At 70.4% G+C, this 26139-nt stretch carries 18 protein-coding genes; 9 read left to right on the forward strand and 9 right to left on the reverse strand.

All coding sequences use genetic code 11. From position 1 onward, the window contains the following. Positions 1-97: 97 nt before the first annotated feature. Positions 98-1528: a serine hydrolase domain-containing protein gene (locus AB0I98_RS27025; RefSeq protein ID WP_362946123.1), complete on the forward strand. Its 1431-nt coding sequence runs from the start codon at positions 98-100 to the stop codon at positions 1526-1528. Here AB0I98_RS27025 and AB0I98_RS27030 read toward each other — a convergent pair. From AB0I98_RS27030 to AB0I98_RS27045, 4 genes are all read right to left on the reverse strand, one after another. Then, positions 1520-3154, reverse strand: a complete 1635-nt coding sequence (locus AB0I98_RS27030) for a serine/threonine-protein kinase (protein ID WP_362946126.1) — start codon at positions 3152-3154, stop codon at positions 1520-1522. The two genes, AB0I98_RS27025 and AB0I98_RS27030, sit on opposite strands and share 9 nt — an antisense overlap. Positions 3155-3311: 157 nt before the next feature. Then, positions 3312-4280 (reverse strand): threonine/serine dehydratase, encoded by a 969-nt coding sequence (locus AB0I98_RS27035; protein WP_362946128.1) that lies wholly within the window; start codon positions 4278-4280, stop codon positions 3312-3314. Positions 4281-4410: 130 nt separating this feature from the next. Next, positions 4411-5088 (reverse strand): AIM24 family protein, encoded by a 678-nt coding sequence (locus AB0I98_RS27040; RefSeq protein WP_328370639.1) that lies wholly within the window; start codon positions 5086-5088, stop codon positions 4411-4413. Between the two features lie 69 nt (positions 5089-5157). Beyond that, positions 5158-6642 (reverse strand): CAP domain-containing protein, encoded by a 1485-nt coding sequence (locus AB0I98_RS27045; RefSeq protein WP_362946131.1) that lies wholly within the window; start codon positions 6640-6642, stop codon positions 5158-5160. A 263-nt stretch (positions 6643-6905) separates the two neighbouring features. Between AB0I98_RS27045 and AB0I98_RS27050 the strand changes: the two genes are divergently transcribed. The 8 genes from AB0I98_RS27050 (at position 6906) to AB0I98_RS27085 (ending at position 19058) form a co-directional block, all read left to right on the forward strand. Further along, entirely contained in the window at positions 6906-7811 is a 906-nt protein-coding gene (locus tag AB0I98_RS27050; protein WP_362946133.1) for a DUF4239 domain-containing protein, read from the forward strand. Continuing rightward, the gene (locus AB0I98_RS27055) at positions 7808-9145 is read left to right on the forward strand and encodes a sugar ABC transporter substrate-binding protein (protein WP_362946135.1); all 1338 of its coding nucleotides are present in this window, start codon (positions 7808-7810) and stop codon (positions 9143-9145) included. The genes AB0I98_RS27050 and AB0I98_RS27055 overlap by 4 nt, the downstream gene beginning before the upstream one ends. A gap of 311 nt (positions 9146-9456) precedes the next feature. Then, positions 9457-11244 (forward strand): M4 family metallopeptidase, encoded by a 1788-nt coding sequence (locus AB0I98_RS27060; RefSeq protein WP_362946137.1) that lies wholly within the window; start codon positions 9457-9459, stop codon positions 11242-11244. A gap of 104 nt (positions 11245-11348) precedes the next feature. Beyond that, positions 11349-12524, forward strand: coding sequence for an ROK family transcriptional regulator (locus AB0I98_RS27065; RefSeq protein WP_362946140.1), 1176 nt, complete (start codon positions 11349-11351; stop codon positions 12522-12524). Between the two features lie 41 nt (positions 12525-12565). Beyond that, positions 12566-14350, forward strand: coding sequence for a CBM35 domain-containing protein (locus AB0I98_RS27070; protein WP_362946142.1), 1785 nt, complete (start codon positions 12566-12568; stop codon positions 14348-14350). A gap of 33 nt (positions 14351-14383) precedes the next feature. Beyond that, positions 14384-16738, forward strand: a complete 2355-nt coding sequence (locus AB0I98_RS27075; RefSeq protein ID WP_362946145.1) for a glycoside hydrolase N-terminal domain-containing protein — start codon at positions 14384-14386, stop codon at positions 16736-16738. A 23-nt stretch (positions 16739-16761) separates the two neighbouring features. Further along, positions 16762-17901, forward strand: coding sequence for an SGNH/GDSL hydrolase family protein (locus AB0I98_RS27080; protein WP_362946245.1), 1140 nt, complete (start codon positions 16762-16764; stop codon positions 17899-17901). A gap of 26 nt (positions 17902-17927) precedes the next feature. Beyond that, a complete protein-coding gene (locus tag AB0I98_RS27085; protein ID WP_362946148.1) occupies positions 17928-19058 on the forward strand; it encodes a glycoside hydrolase family 88 protein in 1131 nt (376 codons plus the stop codon). 9 nt (positions 19059-19067) lie between these two features. Here the strand turns inward: AB0I98_RS27085 and AB0I98_RS27090 are convergent, their stop codons facing one another. From AB0I98_RS27090 to AB0I98_RS27110, 5 genes are all read right to left on the reverse strand, one after another. After that, positions 19068-22013 (reverse strand): AAA family ATPase, encoded by a 2946-nt coding sequence (locus AB0I98_RS27090; protein WP_362946150.1) that lies wholly within the window; start codon positions 22011-22013, stop codon positions 19068-19070. A gap of 150 nt (positions 22014-22163) precedes the next feature. Further along, entirely contained in the window at positions 22164-22517 is a 354-nt protein-coding gene (locus tag AB0I98_RS27095) for a UBP-type zinc finger domain-containing protein (protein WP_362946152.1), read from the reverse strand. Further along, positions 22514-23971, reverse strand: a complete 1458-nt coding sequence (locus AB0I98_RS27100) for an ATP-binding protein (protein WP_362946154.1) — start codon at positions 23969-23971, stop codon at positions 22514-22516. The genes AB0I98_RS27095 and AB0I98_RS27100 overlap by 4 nt, the downstream gene beginning before the upstream one ends. Beyond that, a complete protein-coding gene (locus tag AB0I98_RS27105; RefSeq protein ID WP_362946157.1) occupies positions 23968-25644 on the reverse strand; it encodes an FAD-dependent oxidoreductase in 1677 nt (558 codons plus the stop codon). The genes AB0I98_RS27100 and AB0I98_RS27105 overlap by 4 nt, the downstream gene beginning before the upstream one ends. Before the next feature lie 118 nt (positions 25645-25762). After that, positions 25763-26119 (reverse strand): VOC family protein, encoded by a 357-nt coding sequence (locus AB0I98_RS27110; RefSeq protein ID WP_301977395.1) that lies wholly within the window; start codon positions 26117-26119, stop codon positions 25763-25765. Between the last annotated feature and the right edge of the window lie 20 nt (positions 26120-26139).

Consider the following 26139-nt stretch of genomic DNA (forward strand, 5'->3'; position numbering starts at 1 on the left):
ATGACGAGGCCTTTCCCGGCCTCGGCCTAATGTGTTTCGTCTCCCGTTCCTCGGCAGACCCCTCGATCATGGCGGCCGGCCGGGAGAGGATGCGGGCATGAGTGTTCGCCCGCTGCCCAAGAGCACCCCCGCCGCCCAGGGCGTCGACGCGTCCGGCGTCCACGCCTTCCTCGACGCCCTCGACGCCGCCCCGGACATCGAGCCGCACAGCCTGATGATCCTGCGGCACGGCCACCTCGTGGCGTCCGGCTGGTGGGCGCCGTACACCGAAGACCGCCCGCATCTCCTCTACTCGCTCAGCAAGAGCTTCACGGCGGCGGCCGCCGCGCTCGCCGCCGACGAGGGGCTGCTCGACTTCGACGCCCCGGTGATCTCGTACTTCCCGGAGTTCGAGGCCGACATCACCGATCCGCGCAGCCGCGCGATGCTCGTACGGCACGTGGCGTCCATGGCGAGCGGCCACGGCGCCGACACCCTGTACCCCGCTCTCGCCCTCGACCACCGGAACCTGGTGCGCGGCTTCCTGCTGCTGCCGCCGGACCGTGATCCGGGGACCGTGTTCGCGTACAACCAGCCCACCACGTACACGCTCGGCGCGATCGTGCGGCGCGTCTCCGGTCAGTCGCTGACGGACTATCTGCGGCCCCGGCTGTTCGATCCGCTCGGCATCGGCGAGACGGCATGGCTGCGTGACGGGTCCGGCGGCGAGCTGGGCTTCAGCGGACTGCACGCCACCACCGACGCCGTCGCCCGGCTGGGCCAGCTGTATCTGCAGCGCGGCGTGTGGGAGGGCGAGCGGCTGCTGACCGAGGCGTGGGTGGCCGAGGCCACGCGGGCGCACATCTCCAACGCCGGGGTCGAGATGACCGGGACCGACTGGCAGCAGGGCTACGGCTTCCAGTTCTGGATGTCCCGGCACGGCTACCGCGGCGACGGGGCGTTCGGCCAGTTCTGCCTGGTGCTGCCGGAGCACGACGCGGTGATCGCGACGACGGCGGCGACCGAGCAGATGCAGAAGCTTCTGAACCTGGTCTGGGATCATCTGCTGCCCGCGTTCGGACTGACGCCGCTGCCCGGCCACGAGGAACACGACACCGTCCTCGCCGCGCGGCTGGCACGCCTCGCACTGCCGCCGGCCGCGGGCAAGCCGACACCGCCGGAGCGCGCGGAAGCCTGGTCCGCCGCCGACTTCGCGCCGCACGGCGGTGTGTGTGAGGCCCAGCCGACACTGACCGCGGTGCACATCACCGAGGGCCGGAACCTGGCGCTGATCGACGACGGGCAGCCGCTGCAGGTGCCGATCGGCAACGACGGCTGGACCGTCATCGAGGAGCCGGTGCCCCTCGCGGTGAGCGGGGGGTGGAGCGACGCGGACACCCTCGTGGTGGACATCGCCTTCCTGGAGACACCGCACCACCTGGTCGTGACGTGTTCGCTCACCGACGGCACCTTCACCGCGCGGTGGCTCACACAGCCGCTGCACCAGGGCGCGCTGCGCACGATGCGCGCACCCCGCGCCTCACTCTGACGGCACCCGGAAGGTCCGCAGGAAGGTGTCCAGCGCCTGACGGTTGGCGGCGTCGTCCCAGTCCTCGGCGGGGGTCGTCCAGCGCAGGGAGAAGCCCCGGTGTTCGCCGATGAGGAAGCCGCGGCCGAAGGTGCGCACGTGCGTGCCGTCGATGTCGATGAGCCACTCGATGTCGGCGGCCTCACGGCCCTGGTACGTCGTCGCGCGGATGTCGCCGATCCGCCGGTAGTCGTCGTCCTGCTTCAACGCGGGCTCGACATCGTCCCGCCACACGGCGACCGGATCCGGGCCCACCGCCTCGCTGTAGGTGACGGCGAGCGTGCGCGGGTCGCCGTCCTTGCCGAGGACGACCCGGTAGGCCAGATCGGCCTGGCGGGTGGTCTCCAGCGGCTTCCAGCCCGCGGGGAGGGCGAGCGAGAACCCCTTGGGGGAGTGGTAGCGGCTGAAGCCGGGCGGCAGGGGCGTACCCGTGGGGGACGGGGACGCCGACGTCGGAGTAGGTGTGGGCGTGGGCGTGGGCGTGGGTGTCGGCGTCGGGGTGGGGGACGGTGTCACGGACGGCGACGGGGTCTGTTGCCCCGGGGCGGTGGCCGAAGCCGGTGGCCGGGGTGCCGTACCGGCCTCGGACGTGCTGTCGTTGTCGGAGACCTGGCGGGACACGGCGAGGACGGCGACGGACACGGTGACGACGGCCAGCGCCGTCCCGGCGACCATGGTGCGCCGGCTCCACCCCTCACTCGCGTGCAGGGCCGCCGCGTACGCCCCGCGCAGCCGGGGCCGCGACGTCGACCGTGCGACCATCTCGGGGTCTTCGCTGAGAACACGGACCAGCGTCTCGCGGACCACCGGCCGGGTCAGCCGCTCCCGGCAGTTCTTGCGCAGCAGCCCCTGCACCAGCTGGGTGAGCGGTCCGGCGCGCAGCGGTGTGCGCAGCGGAAGCTTGTCGACCCCCTTCAACGTCGTTTCGGGCCGGTCCCGTTCACGGAAGGGCGGGCGGCCCTCCAGCATCGTGTAGAGGAGCGCGCCCAGGGCCCACAGGTCGGCCGCCGGGCCGATGCGCTCGTCACGGGCCTGTTCCGGGGAGGCGTACGACGGTGCTGTCACGCGCGGTACGAGGGTCGCGCCGGCCAGGCCGAAGCCGGTGACCACGACGGGGCCCTGGTCCCGCACGAACACCTGACCCGGACTCAGCTCGCCGTGCGTGATGCCCTCGCCGTGCGCCGCCTCCAGCACGTCGAGCAGCTCCAGGCCGATGCGCGCTGCCCGTACATAGTTGAACGTGCCCTCCTGCGCGAGGAGTTCCCCCAGCGGAATGCCGTCGATCCACTCGGTGACGGTCCACAGGGTGCCGTTCTCCTCGATCGCGTCGACGACCGTGGCCACCTTGCCCGGACGCAGCAGTCCCATGGTCTCGGACATGCGGATCACCCGGGCGGTGGCCCGCCGCACGGTCTCCCCGTCGGAGTCGGCCGGGATCACCGTCTGTGTGAGGAGACAGGGCCGTGAGGCCTCGACATCCTCGCCGTACCAGCAGATGCGGTTCGTCTCGCGATGGAGGACTTCCAGGAGGCGGTACCTTCCGGCGACCAACTCGTGTGTGGAGACGTGCGCCTTGACCATGGTCATCCCTCGCTGAACCCCTGGCTCTCACCCTTCTCAGAGAGGTACGACGGGTGCATTGGTGTGCGTTCAACGAATCCGCAACTCTGGTCCTCTTCTTTCGTCTTGCGCCCAAGGTGTGCGGAACATGCCGTATTCCATGGGGAATTCGACCGGGATGCGCTCAGCGCAGACCGAAGCGCTCCGTCCACTTAATGACGTCCCCGGTCGTCGCGTTGCCGCCGCACACCACCAGGCCGAGCCGTGCCCCTTCGCCCACCCGCTCCAGGACCCGGCGGGCCGCGGGCAGCAGACATCCTGCGGCCGGCTCGGTCCACAGCTTGGCGTGGTCGGCGAGGTCGAGAACGCCCTGCACGGCCTCCCGGTCCGGAACCACGAGCACGTCGGTGACCAGGGAAGACACATGGTGGTATGTCACATGTGACACGGACGGGGCGCTGAGCGTGGTCACGATCGACGACAGCGCCACCGGCACCGGTCCGCCCGCCGCCAGCGCCTCGGACATCGCCTGCGCGCCCTCGGTCTCCACGCCCCACACCCGCACGCCGGGCCGGCGCGCACGCAGCGCCGCCGCCACACCGGCGATCAGCCCACCGCCCCCGACGCTCACCAGGACATCGGTCAGTTCTCCGGCGTCGTCCGCGAGTTCCAGCCCGACGGTGCCCTGTCCGGCGATCACCACCGGGTCGTCGAACGGGTGGACCAGCGTCAGCCCCTCGTCCCTGAGCCGCGTCACCAGCGAGAACGCGCCGTCCATGTCATCGGTCAGCCGCACCGAGGCGCCCGCGTCCTGGGCGGTCTCGATGGCACGGGCCGGCGCCGAGCGCGGCATCACGACCGTGGCCTTCACATCGAGGGCGGCGGCCATGACCGCGAGCGCGATGCCGTGGTTGCCGCCGCTGACCGCCACGACCCCGGCGGCCCGCTCGGCCTCGCTCAGCGAGAGCAGCTTCGCCGTCGCGCCACGGGCCTTGAACGACCCGGTGCGCTGCAGGACTTCGAGCTTCGCGGTGACCGGGACGCCGAGCAGCGCGGACAGGCCCGGGCTGGGCACGGTGGGGGTGCGGACGACGTGTCCGGCGATCCGTGCGGCGGCGGCCTCGATGGCCTCGATGTCCGTGATCCCGATCATGACCATCACCTTTCGGCGCGGGTGACTGAGTCCGCGTCCGCATCGAACCCTGACCCGAGACGTGGCGCAGGTCAACTCGGTATCAAACGGGCCAGGGCATCACCTTGTGCAGGTCACTTCATGGGACCTCTCAGTGCTGCTGTGCCTTCTGTGGTGTCAGCTCGCTAGGTCGTACGACGACATGGCCCTGGCCCTGCAGCATCAGCTGCACCGCTTCCCCGGAACCGCCGCGCAGCATCGAGCCGATGGACTGCGAACGGTGCAGCGAGGTCTGCAGGCCGGCGGTCCAGCCGACGATCGCGTCCGTGTCGACGTACACCGGATACTGCGGCGAGACCGGGATGACCAGCGGGTTGCCGTCACACACCAGGCCCAGCCTGCCCTGCCCGGAGAAGACGCTGTTGAACAGGCCGCCGCCCGTCATGCCCGCGCCCTTCACGGTCGCGATCCGATACGAAAGCGAGGCGTCGAAGCACAGCACGTTGCGGCCGTTGACGGTGAACTCGTCACCGGGGTTCACATCGACCACGAAGCAGTTCTGCGCCTCGTGCGCGAACCACGCCTCGCCCTGCCCACGAACCGCCATCAGCGGGAGCCCCTCGCCGGTCACCGCGCGCTTGAGCATCCCGCCCATGCCCTGGCCCTTGCGCTCGAACTGGAGGTTGCCGCGGTAGGCGATCATCGCGCCCTGACGCGCCATCATCTCGCCGTTCACCGCGTACTTGATGCACTTGGCGTTCTCGATCGTCATGCCCGGCGCGGCGGCGGGCTGGACCATGTGCTCGCTGGAAAACAGATCACCCTTCATGTCCGCATCCTTTCCCGGAGCCAGTCCTTCCGCCAAGATCGCGGGGCACGGGTCTTCCACGGGTTTCCGTCAGGCGCCGAAAAGCTGCGTCCAGTACGTGCCCGCCGCGCCGCCGCCCTCGAAGCCGACGCCGATGTGGGTGAACGTGGGCTTGAGGATGTTGGCCCGATGCCCCGGACTGTTCATCCAGCCCTCCACCACCTCGGCCGGCGAGCGCTGGCCGCAGGCTATGTTCTCGCCGATCGAGCGCCGGGTGGAGCCCGCGGCGGCGGCCCGGTCCCAGGGCTGGCTGCCGTCGGGCGACGTGTGCGAGTAGAACGCGCGGGCGATCATGTCCGCGCTGTGCGCCTGCGCGGCGGTGGTGAGCACCGGGTCCACGGCCAGCGGCGGCAGACCTGCCCTCGCACGCTCCCGGTTGGTGAGCTCGACGACGTCGGCCGCCGTCCGCGCCAGTTCCTGCGGTGTCAGCGGCCTGGCCCACAGCGCCGTCCAGTACGTGTCGCCGGAGCGGCCCCCGGTGACGTACGCCAGGCCCGCGTGGGTGAACGCCGGGTCCTGCAGCGTGCGGCTGGGCTCCCGCGAACCCAGGCAGTAGTCCACGAACTCGGCGGGCGTGCGCGGGCCGGAGACGAGGTGCTCGCCGACCGTGACATACGTGAATCCGGTCGCGGTGACGCGCTGGTAGACGGAGACCCCGTCCCGGCCTTCGACACCGAGCCGCCCTGCCGCGGCCATGGCGGAGGCGTGGGCTCGCGCGGCGGACGTCAGGCGAGCGTCGAGAGAGACGGGCGGCGAACCGGCCCTGGCGCGGGCGGAGTTGACGAGGCGGAGGAAGCCGTCGGGGTCGGGGACGGGGAAGGAGGGCGCGGCAGTGGGTTGGCGGGGCGTGGGGGGAGGCATAGAGGGCCCGGCAGCGGGTCGGCGGGGCGCGGTGGACGGATGCTGGGGCGTGGTGGAAGGGATGGGCGGCGCGGCAGCGCGTTGATGTGGCGCGGTGGCGGGACGCTGCGGCGCGTGAAACGGCGACGCGGGCGCCCCGCCGGAGCGGGCCGGCGGTGACGCCGTGGCCGCGCTGTCCTCGGTGACCTCGACCCCGAAGTCCCGGGCGAGTCCGGCCAGTCCGTCCGCGTACCCCTGCCCGAGCGCCCGCAGCTTCCACCCGCTGCCGCGCCGGTAGATCTCCGCGAGCAGCAGCACCGTCTCCTGACCCAGCCGCGGCGGGGCGAACCGGGCGATCAGCCGGCCGCCCTGACCGGTGACCAGGAGGGTGGGGGCGGGCAGGCGGCCCAGGGGAGTGCCGGGCTCGGCGGGGCTGACGACCACGGTGACTTTGGTGGCGCCGGTGCGCAGGCTGGGCGGGTCGACGGTGAGCGTGTGGCCGTGCAGGCGGGCGCCCGGTGCGGACGGCTGGTTGTAGAACACGAAATCGGCGTCGCCCCGGACTTTCCCGCTGTCGTCGGTGATGAGCGCGGACACGTCGAAGGGGCCGGGCACCTGGACGCTCACGGCGCCGCCCGGGAGGGGCAGATTGCCTCCGGGGACCAACTCGCTCATGACGCCGCCCTGATGGTCGTGGATCCGGCCCCGGTCGGGGTTGTCCGGGAAACGTCCACCAGGGCGCGCGGGTTCCCCCTCGGGGGCGTTCTTCGTACCAGGTGGCGCTGGGTGGCGTACGCATGCGCGATGTGTGTGTGCCGGGAGTGGTGACTGCTCTTTGTCGGCTCCGCGCGCCCTGGTGATGACAGCGGTCACGTGAGGACCATCGAACTGGGATGTGAACTGGGGTGTGAAGGGCGGACAGGGGGCGAGATCGGCGAATGCCTGCTTGGTTCTCACATGTGCCGTTCTGGTCCCAGGCTCTGCTGCTGGTGGGCGGATTCCTTGTCTTCGGCCTGAGCGGCCTGCTCGTACGAGCCCGGATCCGCGATTGGTTCGGCGAAGATCCCGAGCACAACGATCGCGTCAAATTCCTGGTCGAAGTCGTCGGAGGCTTTTACGCCTTGCTGATCGGGCTGGTTGCCGTGGGGGCGTACGACCACTATGTGGAGGTGAAGAAGCTGGTCAATGAGGAGGCTTCGCAACTCACCACGGTCTATCGCGCCGGTGAGGCGTTTCCCAACAGCCGTAGATGCCGTATTCAGTCCCAGGTGCGGAACTACGCCGAGAATGTGATCAACGAGGTCTGGCCGCAACAGCAGCGGGGCGAAATCGTCGAGGACCAAGGGCGGCTGGACGCCGTATTCGAATCCCTGATGTTCTATGAACCGCAGAACGAAGAGGAGTCGAACGCGCAGTCCGTCACCCTCGAAGCCTTCAACGACTACAACCACCTTCGGCGTGAACGGCAGGGTGAGGTGAGCATCGGACTGCTTCCGGTGCTGTATCTCGTCCTCTTCGGCGGCGCGTTCGTGACCATTGCGGCGACCTGGGCACTGGTCGGCGTCAGAATGATCGACCACGTGGCCCTGACCGGCCTGCTGTCGTTCTTCATCGGCCTGTTCATCACGCTGATCATCGCCCTCGATCACCCTCTCCAGGACAGCAACGCGATCGACCTGACGCACTGGAAGGTCGCGCTGACGCAAGGAATGGGAGTTCCTCCCGAGGGACAGGAGCAGATCACCACGTACTTCGGGGTGTCGAGCAGGGAGCGGGTGCCGGGCTGCCTCCTGGACGTGGCCGACTACGTTTCGTTCGCCAGCTCGGAGCAGCTTCCGCAGTGAACATCACACGGCTCACCCGTATCCCCGTCGTGGGAGCCTTGCTCGCTTCACTCGCGCTCGGCACTGCTGCCTGCGCCGGGAACAGGCAGGACACGACGATCACGGTGGCGTCCGTCGACTTCACACGGGACATGGAGAAGCTCGTCGACGATTTCCGGCGTACCCACCCCCGTATCCGCGTGAAGTTCGTTTTCCTCCCCGAGAGGGTCCTGCGGAATCGGCTGTCCAAGGACATCGCCGACGAGGAGAGCCGCTACGACGTCGTCTCCATCGGCCCGTGGGAGGCGCCGATCTGGGCCTCGCGAGGATGGCTCACCCGACTCGACGTCCTGGCGAGCCAGGGCGATTACGACGTAGAGGATTTCATTCCCGTGGTGCGTACGGCGCTGTCGTACCGCAAGGGCCTGTACGCGGTGCCGTACTACGGCGAGTCGTCCTTCCTGATGTACCGCAAGGACCTCTTCGCCAAGGCCGGCTTGGCCATGCCGGAACGCCCTACCTGGTCGCAGGTCGCCGAACTGGCGGCCGGACTCCACGATCCCCGGCACGGAATCGCCGGAATCTGCCTGCGCGGCGGTCCCGTCTGGCTGAACCTGCTGCCTCTCAACACGGTGATCCTGACCTTCGGCGGCCGTTGGTTCGACGAGCATTGGAACCCCCAATTCACCTCCCCCGAAACCAGGCGGGCGGTGCAGTTCTACGTGGACCTGGTCCGTAGCTCCGGTGAGCCTCGGGCGTACGAAGCAGGGCCCGCCCGGTGCCAGGCGACGATGCAACGGGGCAAGGCGGCCCTGCTGTACGACACCACCTCCTTCGCCGGCCGTCTCGAGGACCCCAGGACCAGCGAGGTCGCCGGCAAGCTCGGCTATGCCCCCGCGCCCGTGATGCGCACCGACAGCTCGGGATGGCTGTGGACCTGGGCGCTGGCGATCCCGGTCACGTCCAAGCACCAGAAGGCCGCGTGGGATTTCGCCTCCTGGGCCACGTCGAAGCGGTATCTGAGGCTTTACGGCGAAAGGCTCGGCTGGGTCGGGGTGCCACCCGGTAGCCGGCTGTCCACGTACCGCCTTCCTCCGTACAGGAAGGCCGCCAAGGCGTTTCTGCAGCCGACCCTGGACGCACTCAACGCCGTCGACCTCACCCGGCCCGGCCTGCACAAGCAGCCGTGGACGGGGACCTCGTACGTCGGCATCCCGGAGTACGCGGGCCTCGGCGGCCGGGTGGCCAAGGAGATCTCCGCGGCGATCGCCGGCCTGCAGTCGGTCGACGAGGCGCTGGAGAAGGCCCAGCTCTTCGCGAACGACGTGGTCGAGGGCGGCGGCTACCGGGACTGAAACGCCGGTGAAGGGCCCGCTCGCGGTAGATGCGACATCGGTCACATCGAGGCCGGGCAACCTCCGTGCGTCCCGTCACCTCTCCACTGTCGACGCACGGTTGATCGCCCGCGGATCAATGAGCAGTGGGATCCGGATGCGGACCGAATCGCCATGAAAAGCATGTAACCGATGATTCGTGCTTTACATGGACATGACTCATCCGGAAGGGTTGCGCACCGGGGGCCCGACCAGCCCCCATGGCGTCTCAACCGCGCCATGCCCCAGGGCGGTTGGTGACCCCGGCCGCCTTCGCACGAAGGAACCCTCAAGTGCGCAGAGCTCACATACGCAGCCTGGCGGTCGCCGTCGCCGTGACGACCGCCGCAACGGGGCTCACCGGAACGGCCTTCGCGGGCCCGGCCACGGGGATCGAGCCCACCTCCGCCGCTGTCGCCTCCTCCATAGTCGACGCGGCCCGAGCCGCCGCCTTCGCCCACGCGGCGGCCACCGGTGTCGCACCGGGTGACGAACTGCGCGCGCAGGACGTGCTGATCGATCCGGAGGGCGCACGGCATGTGCGGTTCGTCCGGGCCCACCGGGGGATGCCGGTCCTCGGCGGCGACCTCGTCGTCCACCTCACCGAGCGGCTGAAGTACGCGGGTGTCACCCGGGCCGCCGACCACAGCGTCGCGCCCGCCGCCACTGAGGCCCAAGTGAGCGACCGCCAGGCGGAGGAGAAGGCCGCCGATGTCGCTCAGGGGTCGGTGAAGAGCGTCGAGCTCGTCGTCGACGCTCGCCGTGGCGCGTCGGCCCTCGCCTACGAAGTGCACGTCAGCGGCAGCGACACCGCGGACGGCGGTGGCTCGCGGACCGTCGTCATCGATGCCCGCACCGGCAAGGTCCGCAGCAACACGCCCGACAGCGAAGAGTTCCTGTCGCCGGACCTGGTGGACACCCTGCGCGAACGAGGCGAGACGCTCGACCCCGCCACCGGCACCGCCCCGGAGCCGAGCAGCCTCGCCGCGACCCCCGCGCCGGGCGCCGCCCGCTACCCGGCACCGGCGACCGGCACCGGCACGTCCCTCTTCGCCGGCAAGGTCGCGCTGACCACCACCCGGACCGCCCGCACCAGCTACGTCCTCAAGGACCCCAGCCGCTGGGGAACCGAGACGCGGGACGCCAAGGGCACGGAGCCGACCAGCTTCGCCCGCGGCAAGACGTTCACCAGCACCACCAACAAGTGGGGCAACGGCACCGTCGCGAACCGCGCCAGCGCCGCCGTCGACGCCCAGTACGGCATCACCAAGACCCTGGACTTCTACAAGAAGACCTTCGGCCGCAAGGGCATCAAGAACGACGGCAAGGGCGCCCGCGCCCTGGTCCACTTCGGCAACAAGGTCGCCAACGCGTTCTGGGACCCCTCCTGCGGCTGCATGCTGTACGGCGACGGCGACGGCGAGATGTTCAAGAAGCCGCTCGTCGTCCTCGACGTCACCGGCCACGAACTCACCCACGGCGTCGTCGACGCCACCGCCCGCCTGGAGCCCACCCGTGTGGACGCCCAGGGCAACCAGTACGGCGAACCGGGCTCCCTCAACGAGTCCCTCGCCGACATCTTCGGCTCCGCCGTGGAGTTCAGCGCCAACAACCCCAAGAACCCGCCCAATTACCTCGTCGGCGAGAAGCTCGGCCTGGACCAGAAGTTCCTGCGCCGCCTCGACCGCCCCTCCCTCGACGTGCTCGAGGGCGCGATCGACTACTGGTCACCGGCCGTCTACGACGCCGAGGTGCACGCCGGGTCCGGTGTGTCCTCGCACGCCTACTACCTCCTCGCCGAGGGCAGCGGCCGCAAGAGGATCGGCACCGTCACCTACGACTCGCCGACCTACGACGGCCTGCCGGTGAAGGGCATCGGCCGCGCAAAGGCCACGGCGATCTTCTACCGCGCCCTGACCCGCTACATGGTCTCCACGACCGACTTCCACGACGCACGCACCGCGACCCTGAAGGCGGCCAAGGACCTCCACGGGCTCAACAGCACGGAGTACAAGACGGTGAACCGAGCCTGGGCCGCCGTCAACGTGACCAAGGCGAACACACCGGCCGACAGGCACTGACACGACACCGGCAGCCGCGCGACGCACGCCCGGCTGCCGGGTCCCACACCCCAATCCTGCTTCTTTTATTGACGACGGAAAAAAACAGTTCTAGGTTCCCGGCCATGCGCCCGACCGCTCGAGCCGAGACGTTCCCCGTCAACACCCCCGCCGCCTCCCAGGTCTTCACCACCGTCCTCTCCCAAGGACCGCTCACCCGGCTGGAGTTGTCCCGGCGTGCCGGACTCTCCGCCGCGGCGGTGACCAAGGCGGTACGGCCGCTGATCGAGGCCGGTTACCTGGTGGAGGACGCGGACGCGGAGACACGCCCCGCGCTCGGTCGGCCCGCCAACCCGGTACGGGTCGACGGCGGACGGGCACTGTTCATCGGGATCAAGCTGACCGGCGACGAGATCATCGGCGTACTCACCGACCTGTGCTGCCGCATCCGCGTCGCCCGCCGTATGCCGCCGCCCGCCCGCGACCCCAAGGCGGTGCTGGCCTCCATCGCGGAGCTGGTGCAGCAACTCCTCGTCGAGGCGGACGAGTTCGGCACCCCCGTCCTCGGACTCGGCATCGCCGTCTCCGGCGACGTCGACCGCGCCGAAGGCGTCGTCCGCTACTCGCCGTTCCTCGAATGGCACGGCGTCCCGCTCGCCGAACTCGCCGCCATGACCACCGGACTGCCCGTCACCGTCGACAACGACGTGCGGGCCCTGACCGTCGCCGAGCAGTGGTTCGGCGCCGGCGCCGGGCTGTCCGACTTCGCCGTCGTGACCGTAGGCGCCGGCATCGGCTGCGGACTTGTCGTGCACGGCCGAGTGGTCGCGGGCGCGCACGGCGTGGCCGGTGAGATAGGCCATGTGACCGTCGACCCGGCCGGCCCGCTCTGCCACTGCGGCAACCGGGGCTGTGTGGAGGCGATCGCCGGGGACGCCGCGATCGTCCGGCAGATCCGCGAGACCACGGGCCTCGAGGTCGCCGACACCGCTCAGGCCGTGGCACTGGCCCACCAAGGAGTCGCCGGAGCCCGCGAGGCGTACGCCCGCGCCGGTGCCGCGATCGGCCGGGGCATCGCCACCGTGGCCAACCTGCTCGGCCCCGAGCGCGTGATCATCTCCGGCGAGGGCCTGGCCGCCTACGACCTGTTCGCCGAGCAGATACGTGACGCGTTCACCGCCGCCGCCTTCGGCTCCGCCGCCCAGTGCGACGTACGGACCCGCCCGCTGCCCTTCGAGGAATGGGCACGCGGGGCCGCCGCCACCGCGATCCAGTCTTTCATCAGGTCGGACATGAACTAACCCCCACCCGCACCCGCACCCACTCCCAGGAGGTACGACCCATGCGGTCATCCTCGTACTCCGTCATGCCCGCACGCGCGCTGAGAACCCTGTGCGTGCTCGCCCTCACCGCCGGCCTCGCGACGACCGCCCCCGCGGCCCGCGCCGAGACGGCAGCCACACTCGCCGACAAGCCCTATATGGGCTGGACGAGTTGGAGCATGCAGTCGTCGAAGTACCCGGGTCTCAACCCGAAGGGCGACTACAGCTACCTCACCGAGGCGAACGTCATCAAGCAGACCGACGCCATGGCCAAGAAGCTGAAGAGTTCCGGATACGAGTACATCAACATCGACGCCGGATGGTGGCGCGACTGGTCGTGGAAGCCGCGCTTCGACGGGTACGCCCGCCAGCAGGCCGACCCGGAGCGCTTCCCCAGCGGCATGAAAGCGGTCGCCGACCGCATCCACGCCCAGGGCCTCAAGGCGGGCATCTACCTCCCGGTCGGATTGGAGAAGGAGGCGTACAACGACGGCAAGTCGCCGATCTGGAACGCCGAGGGCTGCACCACCGCCGACATCGTCCACGACGACCTGCGCACCACCAACGGCTGGGACAGCGCCTACAAGCTGGACTTCACCAACCCCTGCGCGCAGAAGTACATCGACTCCCAGGCGCAGTTGTTCGCCGACTGGGGCTACGACTTCCTGAAGCTGGACGGCGTCGGCCCGGGGTCGTTCAAGAGCGGCGGCAACTACAACAACGTCCCCGACGTGGCCGCCTGGCATAAGGCCATCGCCACCGCCGGCCGCCCGATCCACCTGGAGCTGTCCTGGTCCCTCGACTACGGGCACGTCGAGGACTGGAAGAAGTACTCCAACGGCTGGCGCATCGACACCGACGTCGAGTGCTACTGCAACACCCTCGTCAGCTGGGAGAACTCCGTCGACGACCGCTGGGACGACACCCCGGCCTGGACCGACCACGCCGGCCCCGGCGGCTGGAACGACCTCGACTCCCTCAACGTCGGCAACGGCGAGATGGACGGCCTCACCAAGGCCGAGCGGCAGAGCTACGCCACCCTGTGGGCGATAGCCAAGTCCCCGTTCTACACCGGCGACGACCTGACCAGGCTCGACTCCTACGGCCTGTCCCTGCTGACGAACCGCGAGGTCATCGCGATCAACCAGGGCAACACGCCGCCCGCCCAGCCGGTCACCGCCTCCGACCCGCAACAGGTGTGGGCCGCGAAGAACCCCAACGGGACGTACACCGTCGCCCTGTTCAACCTGTCCGACGCACCGGCCTCGGTGACCGCGAACTGGCCGACCCTCGGCTTCAAGGGCAAGGCCACCGTGCGCGACGTGTGGAACAAGGAGAACCTCGGCACCCACACCGACAAGATCACCCAGGCGCTGCCTGCGCACGGCTCCCGGCTGTTCACCGTCACCCCGCGCGGCATCGCCCTGGCGTGGACCGGCTACGAGGCCGAGGCGGGCACGCTGAGCGGCAACGCTTCCGTCGCCGACTGCTCCGCATGCTCCGACGGCCGCAAGGTCGGCAACCTCTACGGCGGCGGCAAGCTCACCGTCAACGACGTGGTGGTGGCCAAGGCCGGGACCTATCAGATCAAGGTCGCCTACATCAGCGGTGACTCCCGTTCGGTCGCCGTCTCGGCCAACGGCGGGGGCGCCGTCTCGCACAAGTTCGCGTCCACGGGGGACTGGTCCACGGTGAACAGCGTCCATGTGCCGGTGAAGTTGAAGGCCGGGGCGAACACGATCACGTTCGACAGCGGCTCCAGTGGCTACGCGCCGGACATCGACCGGATCGACGTACAGAAGTAGGCCCTTGTGCCCCTCCCCGCATCCGGAGCCGCCATGAACCCCCGTCCGAGCGACCCCAGCAGACGGACTCTCCTCTCCCTCACCACCGCCGTCGCCCTCAGCACCCTGCCCATCTTCACCGCCACCGCCGCACCCGTGCGCCCCACGGAAGTCCCGCGGCACGCCGGATCCTCCCTGTGGTGGCAGGCCCCCGGCGACGAGGCCTCGCTGATCGAGCAGGGCCTGCCCGTCGGCAACGGCCGCCTCGGAGCGCTCGCGAGCAACGACCCCGGCCGCGAGCTGCTGCTGATCACCGACGCCACGATGTGGACCGGCGGCCTCAACGACACGCTCGACGCGGACGGTCAATTCCCCTACGGGCGGGCCGACTTCGGCTCGTTCACGCTTCTCGCCAGGCTCACCGTCGACATCCCCGACCACGACCTGGGCGCCGTCTCCGGCTACCGCCGCACCCTCGACCTCGCCCAGGGCCTGGCCACCAGCTCCTACGTCCGTTCCGGCGTCACCTACCGGCGAGAGATCTTCGCCAGCCACCCCGACGACGTGATCGTCCTGCACTTCACCCAGAGCGGCGGCGGCCGCTACACCGGAACGATCACGCTCACCGGCACCCACGGCGAAACCCCGACCACCGCCGAGTCGTTCGGGGCGACCCTCGCCAACGGCCTTCGCTACGGCGCCGCAGTGCGGGCCCACGGCAGCGGCGGCAAGGTCACCGTCGACGGCACCCGCATCGACTTCTCCGGCTGCAAGGACCTCACCGTCGTGGTCAGCGGCGGCACCAACTACGCGCCCGACGCCGCCGCGAACTTCCGCAACCCCTCGCTCGATCCCGAGCGGTTGGCCCGTACGAAGGTCCGCGACGCCGCCACCGAATCGGCCGCCGCCCTGCGGCGCACCCACATCGCCGACTACCGCGCCCTCTTCGGACAGCTGGACCTCTCGCTCGGCTCGTCCACGGCCGCGCAACGCGAGATGGACACCTGGGAACGCCTCCAGGCGCGCGCCCGCGACCTCGAACCCGACCCCGAACTGGAGGCCGCCTACCTCCAGTTCGGCCGTTACCTCATGATCTCCGGCTCGCGCGACAGCCTGCCGCTGAACCTCCAGGGCCTGTGGCTGGACGGCAACGACCCGGACTGGATGGGCGACTACCACACGGACATCAACCTCCAGATGAACTACTGGATGGCCGACCGGGCGGGCCTGTCCCGGTGTTTTGACGCGTTCACCGACTACTGCCTCGCCCAGCTCCCGTCCTGGACGAAGCTCACGCAGACCCTCTTCAACGACCCGCGCAACCGCTACCGCAACTCCACCGGCAAGATCGCCGGCTGGACCGTCGCCATCTCCACCAACCCCTATGGCGGAGGCGGCTGGTGGTGGCATCCGGCGGGCAATGCCTGGCTGTGCAACAGCCTGTACGAGCACTACGAGTACACCCAGTCGTCCGCCTACCTCGCGAAGATCTACCCGCTCCTGAAGGGTGCCTGCGAGTTCTGGGAGGCGCGGCTGCTGACCACGACCCTCCCCGGCACCCCGACAGAGGTGCTGATCGCGGACAGCGACTGGTCGCCGGAACACGGCCCGCTCGACGCGAAGGGCATCACGTACGCCCAGGAACTGGTGTGGGCGCTGTTCGGCACCTTCACTGTCGCGGCGGCCACGTTGCGGCGGGACAGCGGCTATGCGGACACGATCGCGGGTCTGCGCAAGCGGCTGTACCTGCCGAAGGTCAGCCCGAAGACAGGCTGGCTGGAGGAGTGGATGTCGCCGGACAACCTCGGCGAGACCACCCACCGGCACCTGTCCGGGCTGGTCGGCCTGTTCCCCGGTGACCGCATCCGCCCCGACGGCTCCACGCCCCAGGAGATCGTCGACGGAGCCACCGCTCAGCTGACCGCACGCGGCATGAACAGCTTCGGCTGGGCCAACGCCTGGCGTGGCCTGTGCTGGGCCCGGCTCAAGGACGCCGACAAGGCCTACCAACTGGTCGTCAACAACCTCCGGCCGTCCACCGGCGGCAGCAACGGCACCGCCTTCAACCTCTTCGACATCTACGAGGTGGAGAAGGGCCGCGGCATCTTCCAGATCGACGCCAACTTCGGTACACCGGCGGCGATGCTCGAGATGCTGCTGTACTCCCGCCCCGGCCACCTGGAGCTCCTCCCCGCCCTCCCCGACGCCTGGTCCGCGTCCGGCTTCCTCACCGGGGCCCCGGCACGCGGCGGCTTCGTCGTCGATCTGCGCTGGGCGGACGGTGCGCCGACCCAGGTGCGCATCCGCAGCGTGGGCGGGCGGACGACGACGGTGGCGTACGGCGGTACATCGCGGACAGTGAAGCTGAAGCCGGGGCAGTCCGTGACGCTGAAGGACCTGGCCCGGTGATCGCCAGAGTCGTCTGCGCGCTCCTGCTGGCCCTTCCGGCCGCCCCCGCGTACGCCTCCGACGAGCGGCCGCGCGAGGTCATCACCTGGGGTGCGAGCGCGGACCGCCTGGGCGACGGCGTCGCCGACCGCGGCTACCGGCTCGTCGTGCACACCAGCGCCGCCGGCACCGACCTGCGGATCCGGCTCTCCAACGCCTTCGGAGACCGGCCGATCACCTTCGACAGCGCCTACGCCGGCCTCCGCAAGGCGGGCGCCGAACTGGTCCGCGGCAGCAACCGGCGGCTGACCTTCGGCGGCGCCCGGTCCGTCACCGTCCCGGCCGGAGAAACCGTGCTCAGCGACCCCCTGCCCGGGAAGCTGCCCGCCGCGACCGACCTGGTGATCAGCATCCATACGCCGGACGCGGCGGGACCGGCGACCGGACACGGCATGGCGATGGCGACGTCGTACACGACCCAGGGCGATCACACCGCCGACGAGGGCGCCGCCAACTGGACGGGCACGACCGGCTCGTGGTTCTACCTCGACGCGGTCTCCGTCCGTGCCGGCTCCGCGGCGGTGGTCGCCCTCGGCGACTCCATCACCGACGGCTGGCAGTCCACCACCGATCTGAACCGCCGGTGGCCCGACTATCTCGCCCGCCGGCTGCGGCAGGCGGACACGGACGTCAAAGGCGTGGCCAACGAAGGGATTTCAGGCAACAAGGTGCTGGCCGACGGCCTCGGCCAGAGCGCCCTCAACCGGCTGGAACGCGACGTCCTGTCCCAGCCGGGCGTGCGCACCGTGTTCCTCTTCGAGGGCGTCAACGACATCAAGGCCCACACGGGGGTGACCGCCCAGGACTTGGTCGACGGCTACCGGAAGATCATCGCGCGGGCGCACGCGGCCGGGAAGTGCGTCGTCGGCGCCACCGTCGGACCGTTCAAGGGCTGGTCGGAATGGGACCCGGCGGCCGAGGCCGTACGCCAGGAAGTCAACCAATTCATCAGGTCCGGCGGGGAGTTCGACGCCGTCACCGACTTCGACCGCGTCCTCCGCAGCCCCTACGACCCCGAGCGCATCCTGCCCTTCTTCGACAACGGCGACCATCTGCACCCCAACGACAAGGGCATGCAGGCCATGGCGGACGCCGTGGACCTGGACAGCCTCGACTGCGCATGAAACCCGTACCCGAGAGGAGCCGACTCATGAACCGACGTCGCTTACTGACCGGCGGTGCCGCCCTCACGGCCGCCGCGACACTCCTGCCGACGACGAGAGCAGCGGCCGCACCGGCGCCGGCACTCCCGTCGCGAGCGGAGGTGGTGCGCGTCCTGCGCCGGGTCGCCGACCACTGGATCACCGCCCACCAGGACCCCGGCGACAACGGCTGGGCCAACGCCACCTTCTTCAGCGGGCTGCTCACCCTGCACCGCCTCACCGGCACGCCCCGCTACCTCGCCTATGCCAGGGAGTGGGCGGAGAAGCACGCCTACGGACTCAAGGGCGGGGGCACCACCCGGCACGCCGACAACCACAACGCCGGACAGGCCTACCTCGACCTCTACGCGATCGAGCCCGAGGAGCGGAAACTCGCCGCGATCGAGGAGTCGTTGCACCGCATGGTCTACACGGACCAGCCCGAGAAGAACGACGACTGGTGGTGGGACGACGCCCTGCACATGGGCATGCCGCCCTTCGCCCGCCTCGGCGTCCTGCGCGGCGACCCCGCCTACCGGGCCAAGCTGTACTCCCTCTACGACCACACCAAGCGGATCGAGGGCGGACCCGGCCTGTACGACCCGGCCACCGGTCTCTGGTACCGCGACAAGCGGTTCCTGCCCGGCGGGATCCTCTCGCCCTCCGGCAAGCCCGTGGTGTGGTCCCGCGGCAATGGCTGGGTCACCGGCGGCCACACCAAGACCCTCAAGGCCCTCCCGCCGGGCGAGCCGCACACCGCCGAATACCGGGAGACCCTGACCCGGCTCGTCCGCGCGCTGGCACGGGTGCAGCGGACGGACGGCTTCTGGAACGTCAACCTCGCCGACCCCGACCACCTCCCCGGACCCGAGACCAGCGGCACGTCCTTCTTCCTCTACGGCACGGCCTACGCGCTCCGCGCCCGGCTCGTCGACCGGGCCGCGCACCTGCCCGTCGTGTCCCGGGCCTGGCAGGGCCTCGTCACCACCGCCGTCCACCCCGACGGCTTCCTGGGCTACGTCCAGAAGGTCGGCGACCGCCCGGAGTCCAGCCAGCCCGTGACGTACGACAGCACCGCTGACTTCGGTGTCGGCGCCTTCCTGCTGGGCGGTACCGAACTGGCCCGGCTGCTCGGCTGATCGGGCCGGTCAGCCGGACGCCGTCGGCTCCGGGGTGATCAGGCCCCGGCGGTAGGCGATCGCCACGGCCTCGGTGCGGCTCGCGGCGCCCAGCTTGCCGAGAATGTTGGAGACGTGGACGCTCGCCGTCTTGCCAGCGATGAAGAGCTCCTCGCCTATCTGGCGGTTGCTGCGGCCGAGGGCGAGGAGCCGCAGGACGTCCTGTTCGCGGGCGGTGAGCAGTGACGTGGCGTGGTCGTCACTGCCCGACAGCCTGCCGCGGCGTATGAGGGCGTCCGCGCGCTCCAACAGCGGCGTGGCGCGGAGTTCGGCGGCCGTCTCCCGGGCCGCGCTTGCCTCGACGGCCGCCTCCTCGCGCCGCTCAGCCGCCAACAGGGCCTCGGCGAACCGCAGTCGGCAGCGCGCCCGCTCATACGGGTCGCCGTAGTCGAACGCGGCCACCGCCTTCCCCCACGCCTCCGCGTCCGCACCGGACACGGCCCGCGCCCACTCCGCCTCTGCCCGGGCCAGCCACGCCTGGCCCTCCGGCCCCTGCGGAATGCCGTCGTCGCCGTGCCCCGCCACATCCCGCGCCAGCTCCACCAACTCGCCCGCCGTCTGCGCCCGGCGGCCGGCCCCCGCCTCGTCACCGGTGCGGCGCAGATCGACGGCCGAGTCGGCGACGGCGGACAGGGCGAGCGCGGCGAGCCGGACCGTCACATCGGGCGGCGTGCCCACCTCATCGGTGAGCGCCGCGACGGTGGACCGCATCTGCGCCACGGCCTCGTCCGCATCGCCGAGCAGCGCGGCGGCGTCCGTCAGCACGATGCCCGCGACGAGCGTGGCCATCCAGTCGAACGGCCCCTGAAGCAAGGCGCGCGCACGGTCGGCTGCCTTGAAGTCGCCGCGCGCCAATGCGACGTTCAGCGCGGGACCCGCCGTATAGCCACCGGCCGTCGGCAGCACCGCGGCGTCACTCGCCGCCGCGCGCAGGCACTCGTCCCAGCGGCCCAAGGTGTACAGCACCAGCAGGTGCAGATAGCGCATCTCCAGCGGATACGGCGAGGACAGCAGACCGGCACGGCGGGCGCGGTCCAGGCCCTCGGTCAGCCAGGGCAGACACTCCTCCAGATCGCCGGACTCGAAACAGCCCATGGCGAGGTTGAACAGGGCACGCAACTCCACCGGCGCGTTCCCCGACCTCCGGGCCAGCTCCCGGGCCTCCTTCAGCCGCGTGCGCCCTTGGGGAGTGCGTCGGCCGCCGCCTTCGAGCGTGGCCAGCGAGATCAGCAGGTCGGCTTGGGCGTCGGTCACCCGCAACTGCTCGGCGATGCCCAGCGCCTGGCGGGCGACCCGCAGCGCGATCTCGGTCTCCCCGACCTGGCGGGCCGCCATCACATGCGTGGCCGCCGCCCACACCCAGGTCCGCGAGGCGGGTTCGGCGGGGATCAGAGCGAGCGCCTCGCTGCTGTACGCGAACGCCGCCGTCAGGTTGTCGACGCTGATCAGGTTCCCCGCGAGCGTGTAGCGCACCCGGGCGGCGAGCTCGGAGTCCGCGTCCTGGCCGATGCCCGCCAGCGCCGCACGGGTGAGGGAGACCGCGCGGTGCGACTCCCCGGCGTGCGCCGCCGCGGCGGACGCCCGCAGCGTCAGCGTCACCCTGTCGATGCCCTCGCCGGAGGGACGCGCGCCCGGGTCCACCGACGACCACACGTCGAACGCGGCTTCCAGGTGTCGGAGTTCCTCCGCGGGAGCACCGAGCCGATGGGCGTGATCGGCGGCCTCCAGCGAGGCGGCCAGGGCCTCGGCCAGATCATGGCTCGCGCGATAGTGGTGGGCGCGCTCGGCCGCGGTCTCCGCGCGGTGCCCCCGGCCGGACAGCAGCCGGGCGAACGCACCGTGCAGCCGCGCCCGTTCACCCGGCAGCAGATCGGCGTACACCGCCTCCCGGGCCAGGGCATGACGGAAGGAGTACGTGTCGCCGTCCCCGGAGACCAGGAGTTGCCGCTCCACGGCCTCCCGCAGCGCCGACTCCAACTCGTCCTCCGGGAGCCCGACCGCGTCCCGCAGCAGATCGTGCTCGACCCGCCGCCCCGCGACGGCGGCCGTACGCAGCACCTGCTGGGCCGTGTCGGTCAGCTGCTCGAAACGGATGAGGAGGACATCGGCCAGCCCGCTGGGCACCCCGCCCGCCTCGGCGTCCGTGGCGGCCAGCAACTCCTCCGCGTAGAAGGCGTTGCCCTCGGCGCGCTCCACGATCCGCCGGACCGTCGTGTCCGGCACCGGACGCTCCCGCAGCCCGCGCACCAGCCGGGCCACATCGGGATCGGCCATGGGCCGCAGCTCCAGCCGCTCCACAGCGGGCAGCCGCACCAGCTCCGCGAGCAGCGGACGCAGGGGATGGCGGCGATGCAGATCGTCCGCCCGGTACGAAGCGAGCACCGCCAGCCGATGCGTGGGCGCACCGCCCGCGGCCCGCTGCAGGATGCCGCGGCTGAGCAGGAACCGCAGCAGATCCCGCGAGGACTGATCCGCCCAGTGCAGATCCTCCAGCACGAGCAGCAGCGGAGCGACATCCGCCAGATCGGCCAGCAGCCCCGCCACACCCTCGAACAGCCGCACCCGCCCACCGTCGTCCGATCCACCACCCAGCAACCGCTCCACCGCCGGATGCGCCGCGACCACAGCCGCGAACCGCTCATCAGCGGCCAGCACCCCCAGCACCTCACTGAACGGCAGATACGGCAGCCCCACGTCACCGAGATCCACACAATGCCCGGTCAACACGGTCATCCCAGCGGCAGCGGCCCGCCCGGAGATCTCGTCCAGCACACGGGTCTTCCCGACTCCGGCGTCCCCGGCGATGAGAACGGCACGAGCCTCACCACTCCGGGCACGTTCCAGCACGTTGGAGAGGCGAGCAAGCTCATCCTCCCGGCCGATGGTGGGCGTGGTGAATGCGGTGGTCTGCGGCACGTATCCATCCTGGCACGAGGCACTGACAGCACCTGGTCCGACCTAAAGGGGCGCGGGGCTGTATCGATATGCGGCTCCGCCGCGTGGGCGCGACAAGCCACAGACAACCCGCACCCGCCACGAAACAGAACCCCCCGAGCTAGTAGGCGCTCAGCCCTTCAACACCCGAGCCCAATCCTCCGGCACCCGCCCCGCAGGACCCGGCGCCGGTTGATCAGCCGGATGACTCACCGGAGGCGCCAGCTCCGGCCCCGCCTCATACATCTCGGACGTCGCATAGTTCCAGAACCACTCCTCACCCGGCTCGAAACTCCGCACCACAGGATGCCCGGTCTCCCGGAAATGCGCGGTCGCATGCTTCGCCGGCGAGGAGTCGCAGCAACCGATGTGCCCACACTGCGCACACCGCCGCAGATGGAACCACCACCCGCCGACCTCGTCGCACTCCACACACCCCGCGCCACTGGGCGGAACAGCCGGGTCGATCATGGTGTCGCTCGTCATACGGCCTCCTCGGGCATGTCATTCGCGGACGCGACCAGCGGAAGCAGCACCTGGAAGCGCGTGTCGCCCGGCTCGGACTCGACCTGAAGCGTGCCGTGGTGCTTGTTGACGACGATCCGCCAGGAGATGTCCAGGCCGAGCCCGGTGCCCTCGCCCACCGGCTTGGTGGTGAAGAAGGGGTCGAAGATACGGCTGCGGATCTCCTTGGGCACGCCCGGCCCGGTGTCACGGAACTCCACCAGCAACCGTTCGTGCTGGAGCGCCGTCCGCACGGTCAACGTCCCCTCGCCACCCGCGTCGTTGATCGCGTGGACCGCGTTGTCGATCAGGTTGGTCCACACCTGGTTGAGCTCCGCCGGGTACGCCGGGATCTTCGGGAGCGTACGGTCGTACTCCTTGACGACCTTGATCCGCTCCCCGATCTTGCCCGAGAGCATCAGCAGTGTGCTGTCGAGGAGTTCGTGCACGTCGGCGACCTGGTAGGGCGCCCGGTCGAGCTGTGAGTACTGCTTGGCGGCGTCGACGAGGTGGGAGATGCGGTTGGTGGAGTCGTTGATCTCGTCCATCAACAGCTCGGTCTCGACGGTGTAGTTGAGCCACCCGATCGCGTTCGGCAGGATCTCCTCGTCCACGGCCGCCGCGATCTGGTCGAGCCAGTCGGTGTCGATACCGGCCTGCACGAAGGTCGGCGCGATCCGCCAGCCCTCCGGGATGCCGTGGTCGTCGAGCCAGTCGGCGAGGGCGTCCTCACGGTCGGCGGCTTCCAGCGGAGTCAGCACGGGTGCCTTGGCGACGCGTTCGGCGGTGCGTTCCTGGATGTCGATGAGGTTCGCCATGACCTCGGGGGAGTAGGAGCCCTGGGCGATGATGGCGAGCTTGTGCCGCATCTTGCCCACGCGTTCCCGGAGCGTCGCGGTGGCTCGTACGGCCGCCGCGGCCGGGTTGTTGAGTTCGTGGGTCAGACCGGCCGACAACGACCCGAGCGCCAGCAGCCGTTCGCGCTCCCCGATGGCCCGCTGGGTGTTCTTCGAGCCGAAGAAGAGGCCTTCCAGCAGGTGGACCGCCATGGGGAACCACTGCTGCATGAAGGCCGCGAACTCCTCGGCGGGCACCACGAAGAACCGGGTGGGCTCCGTGACCCGCATGGAGCTGTTGTAGACCTGGCGCACCCGGTCCCCGAGGTACGCCTGCATGGACCCCGCGTACACCCCGCGCTGGGAGGTGCGGGTCACCTCCACGTCGTCGACGCCGACCCGGCGGGAGAGCACCACCGTGCCCTCGATCATGACGTAGAAGCAGGTGGCGGGCTCGCCCTCGGTGTACACGGGCCCGGGCTCGAACTTCTCCACCCGCCCCGCCCTGCACAGCTGCCCGAGCTGCTCGGCGGACAGCTTCTCGAACAGGAACAGCGACCCGATCTCCGCCGGGCTGCACGGCATCGGCTGCCCGCTCACGACTGCTCCAGATACCGGTGGACGAGCATCACGGCCATGGCTCCCTCTCCGACGGCGGACGCGACGCGCTTGGCGGACTCGGCGCGCGCGTCGCCCGCCACGAACACGCCGGGGATATTGGTCTCCAGGTGGTACGGCGGCCGGTCAAGCGCCCAGTCCGCAGGTGGCCGGCCGTCGGCGGTCAGGTCGGGCCCGGCCAGGATGAACCCGCGCTCGTCGCGCAGCACCGTGTCTTCGAGCCAATGGGTCAGCGGTGCCGCGCCGATGAACACGAACATCCACTGCGCGTCGACGAGTTCGGTCTCACCGGTCTGCGTGTCGCGCAGGGTGAGCTGTTCCAGGTGGTCGGAGCCATGCGCGGACTCGACGACGGTTTGTGCGCGCACCGAGATGTTCGGTGCCTCGTTGATCTGCTGGATCAGGTAGTACGACATCGACGCGGACAGGTCCGCCCCGCGCACCAGCAGGGTGACTGACTTGGCGCCTCGGGCCAGGTACATCGCCGCCTGCCCCGCCGAGTTGGCGCCACCGACGATGTACACGTCCTGCCCCTGGCAGGAGGCCGCCTCCGTGAGCGCTGAGCCGTAGAACACCCCGCAGCCGGTGAGGTCGTTGCAGCCCGGTGCCTCGAGCTGCCGGTACGACACGCCGGTCGCCAGGATCACGCTGTGCGCGGCGACCGCCGAGCCGTCCGAGAACCGCACCGTCCGCGCCGCCCCGTTGACCTCGAGCCCCGTCACTTCCCGCGCGGTGAGGATCTCGGCGCCGAACCTCGCCGCCTGCCGCCGCGCCCGGTCGGTGAGCTGTGCCCCCGAAACTCCGTCGGGGAAGCCGAGGTAGTTCTCGATCCGCGAACTCTGCCCGGCCTGCCCACCGGTCGCCGACCGCTCCACGAGCACGGTCCGCAGTCCCTCCGAGGCCCCGTACACGGCCGCGCCCAGCCCGGCCGGACCGCCCCCGATCACCACGAGGTCGTAGAAGTCGGCCGTCGGCGTGGTCGCCAGCCCGACCCGGGCGGCGAGCTCCGGCGCGTCCGGCTCGACGAGAGGCGTGCCGTCCGCGGTGATCACCACCGGCAGCCGCTGTCCGTCCTGCCCGGCGGCCGTCAGCAGCCGCCGCCCCTCGGGTTCGTCGGCGGAGTACCAGCGGTACGGCACCTGGTTGCGGGCCAGGAACTCCCGTACGTCCGAGGAGCGCGCCGACCAGCGGTGCCCGACCACCTTGGTGCTGGGCACCGGCCGGTAGTCGCTGCACCGCCAGGCCTCCAGCAGATCGTCGAGGACGGGATAGAGCTTCTCCTCGGGCGGATCCCACGGCTTGAGTAGATAGTGGTCGAGGTCGACGACGTTGATCGCGTCGATCGCCGCGTTCGTGTCCGCGTACGCGGTCAGCAGCACCCGCCGCGCGCCCGGGTAGACGTCCAGCGCCTGCTCCAGGAACTCGATGCCGTTCATCTGCGGCATGCGGTAGTCCGCCAGGATCACGGCCACCAGATCGCCGCGCAGCTTCAGCTCACGCAGGGCGTCCAGCGCGGACTCGCCGGACTCCGCGCGCACGATCCGGTATGACCCGCCGTAGCGGCGCCGCAGGTCGCGGGCGACGGCGCGGGAGACCCCCGGGTCGTCGTCGACGGTCATGATGACGGTCCGCGCTGCGTCGGCGGCCTGTGCCATACGTCTCCCACCCCGAGAGCGTTCGGATTCGCGGTACGGCGACCCCGCCGCGCCGGCTCCCGCCCATCGTATGTTCGATCGTCCCGCTTCGCTCAGGTATGCGGGACGCCAGAGCCCGTCAGCGGCGTCGCGAGCTCAGCACGCAGAACTCGTTGCCCTCCGGGTCGGCGAGCGTCACCCAGCTCTCCTCGCCCGTCTGGCCGACGTCCGCGTGCCGTGCGCCGAGGGCGAGGAAGCGGGCGACCTCGGCCTCCTGGTCGTCGGGGCGGAAGTCGAGGTGCAGCCGGTTCTTGACCGTCTTGCCCTCGGGCACCGGCCCGAAGATCAGCCCCGGCAGCCGGTCCTCCCGCGGCCGGATCTCGAACTCCTCGGGCGAATCGTTGATCACCACCCACCCCAGCGCCTCGGCCCACCAGCGGCCCAGGGCAACCGCGTCGGCCGCGTCCACGTTGACTTGCTCCCACTCCAGGCCCATCCGGGCAGCGTAGTGAAGAC

It is taken from the genome of Streptomyces sp. NPDC050211 (genome assembly GCF_040656035.1).
In the GTDB taxonomy this organism is placed as follows: Bacteria; Actinomycetota; Actinomycetes; order Streptomycetales; family Streptomycetaceae; genus Streptomyces.